The organism is Falsihalocynthiibacter sp. S25ZX9, from assembly GCF_041205405.1.
Taxonomy (GTDB): domain Bacteria; phylum Pseudomonadota; class Alphaproteobacteria; order Rhodobacterales; family Rhodobacteraceae; genus Falsihalocynthiibacter; species Falsihalocynthiibacter arcticus.
The window spans coordinates 72,579-84,996 of the sequence record NZ_JBGFCD010000011.1; the positions used below are offsets into that span (position 1 = coordinate 72,579).

Annotated in this window: 11 protein-coding genes; 6 read left to right on the forward strand and 5 right to left on the reverse strand. The window is 56.8% G+C overall.

All coding sequences use genetic code 11. The annotated features are described in order from the left end of the window. Positions 1-87 precede the first annotated feature (87 nt). The gene (locus AB9F29_RS13410; protein ID WP_335584228.1) at positions 88-690 is read left to right on the forward strand and encodes a class I SAM-dependent methyltransferase; all 603 of its coding nucleotides are present in this window, start codon (positions 88-90) and stop codon (positions 688-690) included. Between the two features lie 2 nt (positions 691-692). Here the strand turns inward: AB9F29_RS13410 and AB9F29_RS13415 are convergent, their stop codons facing one another. Next, entirely contained in the window at positions 693-1,907 is a 1,215-nt protein-coding gene (locus AB9F29_RS13415) for an N-acetylmuramoyl-L-alanine amidase (protein ID WP_369756040.1), read from the reverse strand. Next, positions 1,904-3,055 (reverse strand): pyridoxal phosphate-dependent aminotransferase, encoded by a 1,152-nt coding sequence (locus tag AB9F29_RS13420; protein WP_369756106.1) that lies wholly within the window; start codon positions 3,053-3,055, stop codon positions 1,904-1,906. Before AB9F29_RS13420 ends, AB9F29_RS13415 begins: the two co-directional genes overlap by 4 nt. Positions 3,056-3,110: 55 nt before the next feature. Here AB9F29_RS13420 and AB9F29_RS13425 point away from each other — a divergent pair, with 55 nt between their 5' ends. Next, on the forward strand, positions 3,111-4,469 hold the full coding sequence (locus AB9F29_RS13425; protein WP_369756041.1) for a M48 family metalloprotease: 1,359 nt from the start codon (positions 3,111-3,113) through the stop codon (positions 4,467-4,469). On the opposite strand, the gene ispG is transcribed toward AB9F29_RS13425, so the two are convergent. From ispG to hemA, 3 genes are all read right to left on the reverse strand, one after another. Further along, complete coding sequence (gene ispG / locus AB9F29_RS13430) at positions 4,466-5,596, reverse strand: flavodoxin-dependent (E)-4-hydroxy-3-methylbut-2-enyl-diphosphate synthase (protein WP_335584232.1); 1,131 nt, start codon at positions 5,594-5,596, stop codon at positions 4,466-4,468. The two genes, AB9F29_RS13425 and ispG, sit on opposite strands and share 4 nt — an antisense overlap. 127 nt (positions 5,597-5,723) lie before the next feature. Beyond that, positions 5,724-6,905, reverse strand: a complete 1,182-nt coding sequence (locus AB9F29_RS13435) for a helix-turn-helix domain-containing protein (protein ID WP_369756042.1) — start codon at positions 6,903-6,905, stop codon at positions 5,724-5,726. 135 nt (positions 6,906-7,040) lie between these two features. Next, the gene (gene hemA / locus AB9F29_RS13440; RefSeq protein ID WP_369756043.1) at positions 7,041-8,264 is read right to left on the reverse strand and encodes a 5-aminolevulinate synthase; all 1,224 of its coding nucleotides are present in this window, start codon (positions 8,262-8,264) and stop codon (positions 7,041-7,043) included. Positions 8,265-8,543: 279 nt separating this feature from the next. Here hemA and AB9F29_RS13445 point away from each other — a divergent pair, with 279 nt between their 5' ends. The 4 genes from AB9F29_RS13445 (at position 8,544) to AB9F29_RS13460 (ending at position 12,376) form a co-directional block, all read left to right on the forward strand. Continuing rightward, entirely contained in the window at positions 8,544-9,926 is a 1,383-nt protein-coding gene (locus AB9F29_RS13445; RefSeq protein WP_369756044.1) for a M20/M25/M40 family metallo-hydrolase, read from the forward strand. A gap of 187 nt (positions 9,927-10,113) precedes the next feature. After that, positions 10,114-11,361 (forward strand): cation:proton antiporter, encoded by a 1,248-nt coding sequence (locus AB9F29_RS13450; protein WP_369756045.1) that lies wholly within the window; start codon positions 10,114-10,116, stop codon positions 11,359-11,361. Next, positions 11,361-11,897 carry a DUF1697 domain-containing protein gene (locus tag AB9F29_RS13455; RefSeq protein WP_369756046.1) on the forward strand — a complete coding sequence of 179 codons (537 nt, stop codon included), beginning with the start codon at positions 11,361-11,363 and terminating at the stop codon, positions 11,895-11,897. The genes AB9F29_RS13450 and AB9F29_RS13455 overlap by 1 nt, the downstream gene beginning before the upstream one ends. A gap of 65 nt (positions 11,898-11,962) precedes the next feature. Beyond that, positions 11,963-12,376 carry a Fur family transcriptional regulator gene (locus AB9F29_RS13460; RefSeq protein ID WP_039002082.1) on the forward strand — a complete coding sequence of 138 codons (414 nt, stop codon included), beginning with the start codon at positions 11,963-11,965 and terminating at the stop codon, positions 12,374-12,376. The last annotated feature ends 42 nt before the right edge of the window (positions 12,377-12,418 follow it).

Consider the following 12,418-nt stretch of genomic DNA (forward strand, 5'->3'; position numbering starts at 1 on the left):
CAAAAGGGTTCGGCAACTTGCCGCCATCTTTTAACACAATGAATTTCGCCCATTGCAAATTGTCGCTGACCCCGCCAAAGATTGCGGATGCATCCAGATGATATCCTCCCGACGTATGAGGCCCACGGGGCCGGTTTTGCCGCAAATCGCGGTCGTAGCCTCTTTGAGCGCCCATGGCTGGATCGTTTTTTACGATACACGACGGGCCGCGAGTTGCTGGACTTGGGCTGTGGCTCAGGCCAACCCATCGCCACCTATCTAAGCGAGCGTAATCGCGACATCACGGGTGTCGATGGTGCTGCAACGATGGTGAAACTCTTCGCTAAAAACTTGCCGGAACAAACGGTTATCCATGCCGACATGCGCGGTTTGGACCTTGGCAAAAAGTTTGACGGTATTTTGGCGTGGAACAGTTTTTTCCACCTCAGCCCCGATGACCAACGCAATATGTTCCCCGTTTTCGCCGCCCACGCCAGCCCCGGTGCGCCAGTTATCCTCACAACAGGCCATGCGGAAGGCGAAGCGATTGGCGAAATCGACGGCGGCGCGTCCGTTTACCACGCAAGCCTCGCGCCTGCGGCCTATCGCACCCTTTTTGACGAGGCTGGTTTTGACGTGATCGACTTCATCCCCGAAGACCCAGATTGCGCAGGCCATTCCGTTTGGTTGGCCCGCAGACGTCGCAGCTAATCCTATTGGCGCAACAATCGCGCCTCTGCGGCATCGGTTACCGTCCAGTTTTGCAACGCTTGTAAAATCCCCAATTGCGCCTTTTTGCGCCATTCGGGGTCTTGCAGGCGGTCCAAATCCTTGGGGTTGGAAATAAAGCCAAGTTCCACCAAAACCGACGGAATATCCGGCGCCTTAAGGACCGAAAATCCTGCCTCAAGACGTGGTTTTTTGTACATCGTCCCAAGGTGCTCGCGCAGCCCAATTACCAAATCATCCGCCAAACGATCCGCACGCGGCGAAGTCTCTGTGCGGGCTAACTCCATCAAAATATTGGCAATAACATCGTCCTGCTGCGATAAATCCACCCCCGCCAACAGATCCGCTCGGTCGTGGCGCTCCGCAAGTTTTTGCGAGGCTTCGTCACTCGCCGTATCACTCAAAGTATAAACGGTGGCCCCCGTCGCGCGCCCTTCCGAAAGCGCATCCGCATGCAGCGACAGGAACACATCCGCCCGCGCCGCCCGCGCCATTGTCACCCGCGTTTCCAAAGGGACAAACGCATCGTCTTCGCGGGTCAACTGAACTTGAAACCCGCCTTCGCGCAGCAAGACTTCCTTCAACTCAAGCGCAAACGTCAGCATCAAATCGGCCTCGCGCACGTCGCCACGCTCCGCCCCCGGATCAATGCCGCCATGCCCCGGATCCAACACGATCATCACATCGCCCTCGCCGGTTTGACGCCGGATCGGGGTGGCCAAGTCAACAGCCTTCGGCACAGAAAATGCGGCCCCCGCAGGTGCGCCAGACGCGGCGGCAAAAGCGTCCGGAGTCGCGTTTTTCAACAACGCCGTGAACAGGGCATCTCGGGTCTCACCTATTTTAAGCCCAGCCAAATCAATTACTTGAGGCGACGTAAGGTCAACAACCATCCGTGACCATCCCGCTGAAAACGGCCCCATATGCACTGCCTGCACTTGGGTGTCCAAAAGCAGATCCTCCGCTTCCACGCCACTCCAATCCACCTCGTTAAAGTCAATAACAAGGCGCGCAGGGTCGGTCAGGGTAAAGACGCGATAGGGCACGGGTTGGCTGAGCAAAAGATCAACCTTCAGCCCGTCCTCCGTGTCAATTATCGCGGATTTTTCAACATCCACCCGCGCCAAAGCATTGAACTCCTGCGCGTGGATCGCACCCGCAAAACTCAACGCGCACAGGGTCGCGAATATCCCTCTCACAAATGGCCTCGCTCGGTCATAAACTTGCGCAAACGGGCCAAACCTTCTTTGATATCCGCCGTGCTGCGGGCATAGGAAAACCGCATCCATTGCGCGCCCCGTCCCGCGTCAAAATCCAACCCGGGTGTCACAGAAACCCCCGCTTTTTCCAGTATTTCCTGTGAAAACGCGAGGCTGTTTTCGGTAAACTCGCTCACCTCTGCATAGATATAAAACGCGCCATCTGGCGGCGCAAACCGCGTGAAACCCGCCTTCGGTAGTTCCTCCAACATCAGCGCGCGATTGGCCGAATAGACCTCAAGGTTTGCGTCAAGTTCCGCGTCACATCCCAACGCGCCAAGCGCTGCAATCTGCGCCGCATGCGGGGCGCAAATGAACATATTCTGCGCCAAACGTTCCACCGTGCGCACATGATCTTGCGGCACAACCATCCAGCCGATGCGCCACCCCGTCATCGAGAAATACTTGGAAAACGAGTTGATAACGTAAACATCATCGCTCAACTCAAGCGCCGAAACCGCTCGCTCTCCATGGTGAATCCCGTGGTAAATTTCGTCCGATATAAAGGCGGTCTCAGTGGCGGAACAGCTTTCGATCAACGCCGCCAATGCTGCGCGCGATAGGATGGTACCACTCGGATTAGACGGGCTGGCCACGATCAACCCCTTGAGGTCCCGCCCCACAAGATCATCAGGAACTGGTTGAAAACGGTTGGCCTCGGAGGTTTCAAAGCCAACGTCCGTCAGACTCAAAGCCCGCAATATCTGGCGATACGATGGATAGCCCGGCAAGCCCAACCCCACCCGATCTCCGGCATCAAAAAGCGCGGTAAACGCCAGCAAAAACCCCGCCGACGAGCCCGATGTCACGACGATCCGCGCAGGCGAAACCGTCACCCCGTACCACTTCTGATACAACGCCGCGATTCCTTCGCGCAACGCCAGAAGCCCAAGCGCCGATGTATATCCAAGCGGGCTCTCTTCCATCGCAGCCGCTAAAGCCGCGCGCGCCCCCGCAGGGGCTGGCGTCCCCGGTTGGCCGACCTCCATATGGATAATATGACGCCCATTCGCCTCCGCTTGCGTCGCGGCCTCCATCACATCCATAACAATAAAGGGATCAACCTGTGAACGCCTTGAAACCTGCATCATTTTATCCTTATGCTCGCTTACGTCTTTGTCCCAATGAAAGCCTCAAAGGTCAATGCAAGCATTTTTCCAAATCCCGTTTTTTCGCCTTCTCTTCGTGCTGCTTCTCTGTTTGCAGCCGTTTTCCGCCCGCGCCGCCTCGCTGATCCGCGATCCCGACATCGAACAGGCCCTCCATCGCTTGGCCACCCCCGTTTTAGTGGCCGCCGGACTTAATCCCGGGCGCATTCAAATCTTGTTGATCAACGATAAATCAATGAACGCCTTTGTGATTGATCAGAACCATATTTTCATTCACACGGGCCTGATGTTGCGCATGAAATCCGCCGCCCAAATCCAAGGCGTGATCGCCCATGAAGCAGCGCATATTGCCAATGGTCACATCACTCAACGCATTGTTTTGGCTGATGGAATTTCCGCCGTTGCCGGAATCGGGATGATTTTGGGCGTCGCGATTGCCGCCTCCACAGGGCGTCCGGATGCAGGGGCCGCAGTGGCCGCAGGCGTGGCCTCCTCCGCGCAACGTTCCTTCCTCACCCACACCCGCGCCGAGGAAGCGAGCGCCGACCAATCCGGATTTCGCTACACCGCAAGTGCGGGTGTTGATCCCGCCGCAATGATCGAAGTTCTCAATCTTTTCAAGGGACAAGAGGTCCTCGGAACCTCCCGCCAAGACGCCTATGTGCGCAGCCACCCCCTCACCAGCCAACGCCTGCGCGCCGCCCGCGGATTCGCCGCCGCCTACGGTGGAAATGTCAAAGACAGCCGCGAAGCCGACTATTGGTTTGCCCGCGCCAAAAGCAAACTCGCAGCCTTCCTACAAAACCCGCAAGCCGAACGGCGCAAACTCAAAGCCTCCGACACGGGTGAGATCGCGCAGATGGTCCGCGCGATCACCTACCATCGCCAAGCTGATGCAAACAAAGCGCTTTCCGCGATGAACAGCGTCCTCGCGGCCCGCCCGAATGACCCCTACTATCGCGAATTACAGGCGCAAATACTGATGGAATCCCGCCAGTTTGATGCGGCCCTCGGTGCCTATGCCATGGCCCTCAACGGCGCGCCAAGAAATGCAATCATCATGGCGGGATACGGGCGGGCGCTGTTGGCTGCAGGTGGATCAGAAAACGAAGCTAAAGCGTTGAATGTCTTGATAAAAGCCCGAGCTCTGGATGGACAAGACCCGCGTCTATTGCGTGATCTTGCCGTGGCCTATGCTAAGGCGAAACAGCCCGGAATGGCGTCCCTCGTGACGGCGGAGCGCTTTGCGCTGGACGGTAAATTCAAAGACGCCGCCATTCACGCCAAACGTGCCGCAGACCAGCTCCCGCATGGATCGACCGGTGCGCGCCAAGCACAAGACATTCTATACACCGCCGAACGTCTTGATAAAAAAGGAAAAAAGCGAAACTAAGCCTCAACCTCGTCCAAAGCAGCCTGTGCATCCAACGCCGCAGCCTTCGCCTCGACTTGCTCCACGATCTCTTCGATCATCGCCTCATTGCTAAGCTTGTGGCTTTGTTTTCCAGCTAAATAGACCATGCCACTGCCCGCGCCGCCGCCGGTAAATCCGATGTCCGTCATCAGGGCTTCCCCCGGACCATTCACCACACAGCCGATAATCGACAGGCTCAAACTGGTGGAAATATGCGCCAAGCGCTCCTCCAGCGTTTGAACGGTTTTGATCACATCAAACCCCTGCCGCGCACAACTTGGACAGGAAATAATCGTCACTCCGCGATGCCGCAAACCAAGCGATTTGAGCATTTCAAAGCCGACTTTCACCTCTTCAACAGGGTCCGCCGACAGGCTCACACGGATGGTGTCGCCAATGCCGCTCCACAACAGGCTGCCCATGCCGACCGCGCTTTTGACGGTGCCTGACATCAAGCCGCCCGCCTCGGTGATCCCTAAGTGAATGGGCGCGTCGGTCTCTTCGGCAAGCGCCTGATAGGCGGCGGCCGCTAGGAAAACATCGCTGGCCTTGACCGATATTTTGAACTCATGGAAATCATTGTCCTGCAGAATTTTGATGTGGTCCATGCCGCTTTCGACCATCGCCTCTGGGCAAGGTTCGGCATATTTTTCAAGCAGATGGCGTTCAAGGCTTCCCGCATTCACCCCAATCCTTATGGAGCAACCATAATCGCGCGCGGCCTTAATGACTTCGCGCACCCGCTCTTGGCTGCCGATATTTCCGGGGTTGATCCGCAGGCACGCAGCCCCCGCTTCGGCGGCTTCAATCGCGCGTTTATAATGAAAATGGATGTCGGCCACGATAGGCACAGGGCTTTGCTTACAAATTTCACGCAGTGCTGCCGTGCTCTCCTGATCGGGGGCCGAAACCCGCACAATATCGGCTCCAGCGTCGGCGGCGGCGTTGATCTGGGCCAAGGTCGCTTTCACGTCGGTCGTGAGAGTGTTGGTCATGGTTTGCACCGTGATCGGCGCATCGCCGCCCACAGGCACATTTCCCACCATAATCTGCCGAGACTTGCGCCGATAAATATTCCGCCAAGGGCGCACAGGATTGAGCGACATCTATATTCTCCGCATTGAGGGCCGTTTTGGGCGCATTCCGATGGTGTTTAGATAAGGCTTCGCGCAAGCACTGACAACTGCAAGCACGCAAATCGGACCTTCAATTTTGTGTGGGGAGGTGCCGAAATTATTCTGCAGCGGCCAAAGCGACGTATTTTGCCAAATCTTGATCGGCGTCCATATCCGCAACCTTATAGGCTTCGCTCAGCGAGTCCTGTGCCAAAACCACTTTTGACGCGACCGAACCCGCACGCCCTGCCGGACCATAGGTTTCGCCATTGACGCCGAAGTAAACCGACCCAGAATTCCCCGCGCGTAGCATTGGCGGCACTTCCGTTGCCGGAATGATGAATTCTTCGCCTGTGTCGAGAATTTTCTCAAAGATAACAGTGCCATCCGCCGCAGAAACCCGCACCCACGCTGGGCGCACCGCGAAAATTTTCAACTCTGGCGCAGCTTCTGCAATGACCTGAACTTCGCTCTCTTCAATCGCCGCCAAGGCGGCTTCCACATTGCTCGCAAGGACGGTTGCAGCGCTTCTAAATGCATCGGGAGACAGGGCCGAAATCGGCCCATCACGCGCGATCAAAACCGGCACCGCGAGCGCCTCAGGACGGTACAGGCGCGTCAGGGCGTCTGTTGGTAAATCTGATGCGTTATCAGCTACTTGCGTCAGCAACACGTCTTCTGAAAATCCGGAGGACCCACCGCGCAGAGGATCTAGGGAGGAGCCCACACCCGAAGCTTCTGTCAAAGGTGCAAATTGCACGCGCTGCACTTCCTGCAGCACGGAATATCCGCCGTAACCAAGTCCCGCGATCAACAAAATCAAAACTGCGACAGAGCCAATGGCTGCGGGTTCGACTTTGGACAGCATGGCCTCGCCACGCGGCACAAAAGAGGCGTTGGGGTTGGCAAAGGGGTCTTTGCCCTCAAATTTACGCGCCCGACGTTCGGCCTTGAGCGCCGCCGCACTGGAAGCCTCGGCGGACATGCCATGCACGGTTTCGAAATTCGCCTCTACACAGAAGGTCGTGTAGGCCCAATCGGGGTCCATCCCAAGATAGCGCGCATAGGAGCGCACGTATCCGGCAATAAATCCGGGAGTTTCAAAAGCAAGGGGATCGGCATTTTCAATTGCGGCGATATAGGTCGCTTTGACCTTAAGCTCGCGTTGAACATCTAGAAGGGATTTGCCCAGAGTCGCCCGCTCTCCGCGCATAAGATCGCCGAGTCGCAACTCATATGAGTCAAAGCCGGATGTCCCTTCCTCTTTGACCGATTTCGGCGAAAGAATGCGCCTAATCATCTGCCCTGCCCTAACGTTCAAATTGCCCCAATGGTCATTTCCTAGCCGAGTCTGATTCGCCTGAAAGCCCGTGTCTAGATGACCTCTTGACGAAAATTATAACACAGCACAATCGATTCTGCACGTTTCTGTGAACTACCCAGTGAGATCGGCGCGATTCAGCGCACAATGGCTCCAAAGGTCGTCCAAACCGTTCACAAGTGCATCCATTTCACGCGGTCCGTGTACGGGCGATGGGGTGAATCGCAACCGCTCGGTCCCACGGGGAACTGTGGGGAAATTGATCGGCTGTACATAGATTCCGTGCTCTTCCAGCAGGCGATCCGAGATCATTTTACATTTCACCGGATTGCCAACATGGACAGGCACAATGTGCGTGCCATGATCAATGATCGGCAGGCCCAACCCCTTGAGGCGCAGCTTCAAAATCGCCGCCTGAGTCTGGTGTTTGACCCGCAAAGAATCGTCGGTTTTCAGGTGCCGCACAGAGGCCGCAGCCCCCGCCGCAATTCCTGGTGCAAGGGAGGTGGTAAAGATGAAGCCCGGCGCATAAGACCTTATGGCGTCACACATTTTTTCGGATGCCGCGATATAGCCGCCCATCACACCGTAAGCCTTGGCAAGAGTGCCATTGATGATATCCAAACGGTGCATCAACCCGTCACGTTCGGCAACACCGCCGCCGCGTGGACCATACATGCCAACCGCGTGCACTTCGTCAATATAGGTCAGTGCGTTGAACTCATCCGCGAGGTCAAGGATCGCCTCAATCGGGCCAAAATCGCCGTCCATCGAGTAGATAGATTCAAACGCGATAAGTTTTGGCGTCGCAGGATCATCGGCGGCCAAAAGCTCGCGCAAATGCGCCACGTCATTATGACGGAACACGCGCTTCGCGCCGCCATTGCGACGGACGCCTTCGATCATGCTCGCGTGGTTCAAAGCGTCGGAATAAATGATCAATCCGGGTAAAATTTTAGGCAAAGTTGAGAGTGTCGCGTCATTTGCGATATACGCCGAGGTAAACAGCAGCGCCGCTTCCTTCTGGTGCAAATCCGCCAATTCCGCCTCTAGACGCTTATGGTAAACCGTGGTGCCAGAGATATTCCGCGTACCACCAGAGCCTGCGCCCGCCGCATCAATCGCCTCGTGCATCGCCTCAAGAACAACCGGATGCTGCCCCATGCCGAGATAGTCATTGCCACACCACACCGTGATATTTTGCTCTTCGCCATCTGGGCGCGTCCAAACCGCATGCGGGAACGCACCATTTTTGCGTTCGATATCGATAAAGGTGCGATAACGCCCCTCCTCGTGCAAACGTTCTAAGGCTGCGTCGATGTGGTCACTATAGGTCAAAGCGCTCTCCAAGTTTGCCTACTGAGCCTTGGCTCTTAGGTTTCGCATATGCTCTATGGAACGAGCCGCAATAAATCTAGGTTACAAAATGCCGCGCTTGGATTCAATCATCCATTGACAACTTTTTTCACCCTCATGTGGTCTCGATAAGCAGGTTTTTCGCGCCCCGCTTTGATCTATCTCAATGCGCTGTCGATTTAGCCTCTCCGCGCGCCCTGCCCTTGTCACGCCAGATAGGGCTGATAGGGTCGCGAAAAACCCCACCCAAAAGGACAGATCATGACCCTCGCCCCCGTTCTCGCTCGCATTGATTCCGAACTCCCCCAATCCGTGGAGCGCCTGTTTGAGCTTTTGCGCATTCAGTCGATCTCGACCGATCCGGCGTTCAAGGGAGATTGCGAGACCGCCGCAGATTGGCTGGTCGCAGATTTGCAATCGTTGGATGTCACGGCCTCCAAGCGCGCCACCACGGGCCACCCGATGGTTGTCGGCCATATCGACGGCCCCAAAGACGCACCGCATGTACTGTTTTATGGCCACTATGATGTGCAACCCGTTGATCCGCTTAATCTTTGGGACAACCCACCATTTGAGCCCCGCGTCGAAGACACCGCCAAAGGCAAAGTGATCCGCGCCCGTGGTTCCTCCGATGACAAAGGCCAGTTGATGACCTTCATTGAGGCCTGTCGCGCATGGAAAGCGGTACACGGCGCGCTGCCCGTCAAAATCACCTTCTTCTTTGAGGGCGAAGAAGAAAGCGGCTCGCCCTCGCTGATCCCCTTCATGCAAGAAAATGCCGAGGAGCTAAAAGCCGACATCGCGCTGATCTGTGACACGGGCCTATTTGGCGAAGAAACCCCCGCGATTGTCACCCGCCTGCGCGGACTTCTGGGCGAAGAAATCCACATCCATGGCCCAAGCAAAGACCTGCACTCAGGGATGTTTGGCGGCATCGCGGCAAACCCCGCACGCGTTTTGGCCAAAATCATCGCAGGTCTGCACGACGACACAGGCCGCGTCACCGTTGCGAATTTCTACGACGGCGTCGCCGATTTGCCCGCTGACATTGCCGCACAATGGGACGCGCTTGGCTTTAGCCCCGAAGGTTTCCTCGGCGAAGTCGGCCTCGCAAAACCCGCAGGCGAACAAGATCGCACCGCGCTTGAGATGATCTGGTCGCGCCCCACCTGTGAAGTGAACGGCCTGCAAAGCGGCTATACGGGCGATGGTTTCAAAACCGTTCTGCCTTCCGTTGCGATGGCAAAAATCAGCTTTCGTTTGGTCAGCAAACAAGATCCGCAGGAAATTCGCAAAAACTTCCGCGCCTATGTGCAAAGCATGTTGCCCAGCGATTGCACCGTCACCTTTAAGGACCACAGCGCCTCACCCGCTGGCGAAATGTCAACCGACAACCCCGCCTTTCAAGCGGCCCAACGTGCGCTCTCGGAGGAATGGCCCCGCGCGGCGGCCTTTGTGGGCTGTGGTGGCTCAATCCCGATTGCGGGCCACTTTAAAACCTATCTTGGCATGGATGCGCTGCTCACAGGCTTCAGCAAAGACGACGACCAGTTGCATTCCCCGAACGAGAAATACGACATGGAAAGCTTCCACAAAGGCATCCGCAGCTGGGCGCGCATCCTCAACGAATTGAGCAAAACCTAACCAGCGGCTCCCGCCCGCTTTAAGCGCATAAATGCCCCACAGCCGTTGGGCCTAGCCGGTTTTCTTGCGAAAACCGGCAGCACTCCGCACAGTCCACGCCAATTTCACCAGCGGCGATGGGTTCTATGCCCCAAGGCCCCCTTGTGGTAGGTTCAATCCTAGCATTTGATTTGACGGGCAAAACTCCTTGGATATTTTACAACTCACCTCCCTTTTGATTGTCCTCGCGGGCGTTTTCGGCAGCATCAACTACCTCTTCCTCAAGCTGCCAAGCTCCATCGGCATCCTCATCGTAGCGTTGTTTTCCTCGCTGGGGGTGATGGCATTTGACTACTTCCTGCCGGTCTATCACTCCGAAGATCGCGTCCGCGCGTTGGTCTCGGAAATCGCGTTTTCCGACGCGCTGCTTGACGGCATGTTGGGCCTGCTTCTGTTTGCTGGCGCGTTGCACGTTAAAATCGCCGATCTGCGCGAGCAATGGCGCGTCGTCTTCTTTATGGCGACCTTGGGCGTGGCATTATCCACCGTGGTCATTGGCTTCGGCTTTAGCTGGCTGACGGGCATGCCCCTGATCGTGGCGCTGGTGTTTGGCGCGCTGATTTCGCCCACCGACCCTGTTGCGGTCCTTGGGGTGTTGCGCGGCGCGAACCTGCCTAAATCACTCGAAACCAAGATCGCGGGCGAAAGCCTGTTTAACGATGGGGTGGGCTATGTGGTTTTCCTTGTTCTGGTCAGCCTCGCTTTTCCTTCCGTTGACGCGCATGCCACGGGCGGCAAAGAAGCCGCGATCCTGTTTTTCCAAGAAGCGGGCGGCGGTGCCCTGCTTGGCGGCGTCCTTGGCTGGCTCACATTCCGCCTGATGCGCCGCATCGACGATTATGCCCTCGAAGTTCTGATCACCCTCGGCCTCGCGTTTGGCGGCTACCAACTCTCCGAATTCCTCCACGTCTCGGCCCCGATTATGGCGGTTGTCGCTGGGCTGCTTATCGGCGACGTCGGCATGAAACACGGCATGTCCGAGGAAACCCGCCAATACGTCAAAGCCTTCTGGTCAATGATCGACGAAATCCTCAACGCGGTCCTGTTCCTAATGATCGGCTTTGAGGTCTTCGCTGTGGTGTTTTCCCAATCCGCTTTCATCTCGGGCCTCGGCGCAATTCTGCTGTCACTCTTGGGCCGCTTCATCGCCGTCGCGGTGCCAATCACCATGATGCGCCCCTTCCGCAGTTTCTCCTCAGGGGCGGTCCCGATCATGACATGGGGCGGCCTCAAAGGCGGTATATCCGTGGCCCTCGCGCTCTCGCTTCCTGACAGCGAATACAAAAGCCTGATCCTCACCTGCACCTATATGGTCGTGGTGTTTTCCATTATCGCTCAAGGCCTTAGCGTCGCGCGCCTCGCCAAACGCTTTGCAACTGAGCCGGAGCTTATGTGATGGCACGCTGGGTTGCTTTCCTGCGCGCGGTGAATGTGGGGGGCCACGGAAAACGCGCGATGAAACCGCTCTGCGAGGCCATGCAGGCCCAAGGGTTTACCAATGCGACAAGCTATATCCAAAGCGGAAATCTGGTGTTCGACCACACCTCCGAAAGCGCAAATGACGTGGCTGCAGCCCTCAAAACCCTGATCAAAACCCAAGCCGATTTCGCCCCCGAAACTCTCGTCCTGCCCGCGCAAATCCTCGCCAAAATCCACGCCAACTGCCCTTTCCTCACCCCCGACATCGACCCAAAAACCCTGCATTTCCTGCTCCTAGCAGAACCTCCCACATCCCCAGACCTCACCAAAATAGAAACCCTGCGCGCCCCTGACGAAGCCTTCGAGATCACAGACCACGCCGCCTACCTCCTCGCCCCCTCTGGCATTGGCCGCTCCAAACTCATGGCCGCCAGCGAGCGCCTGCTCGGCGTCCCCACCACAGCGCGGAACCTGCGAACAATCGAGGCAGTTTTGTCGCTTTCTCGGGCATAGGCTCTGGAAAACGCGCGCAGAGTCCCTTATGAAAACGCCATAATGAATACGAGGACCGCAGGATAATGACAGACACAATTCTACTCCGCTGCGAAGCACACGGCCTGCGCCTAACCGACCAACGCCGCGTAATCGCTGGCGTTCTAGAGGATGCGACCGACCATCCCGACGTCGAAGAACTCTATGCCCGCGCGGTGAAACTTGACCCGAGAATCTCCATCGCCACGGTCTATCGTACCGTCAAATTGTTTGAGGAAAGCGGCATCCTTGAGAAGCACGAATTCGGCGATGGCCGCGCCCGTTACGAGGCCGCCGACCGCGACCACCACGACCACCTGATCGACATGAATTCGGGCCGCGTGATCGAATTCGTCGATCCCGACATCGAAGCCCTGCAAGAGAAAATCGCCCAGAAACTCGGCTATGAATTACGCGGCCACCGCCTCGAGCTCTACGGCGTCCCGCTCAAGAAAAACTAGCGTCATAAAACCGTCACCGCTCCCCCGCTATAGAGCATCTAT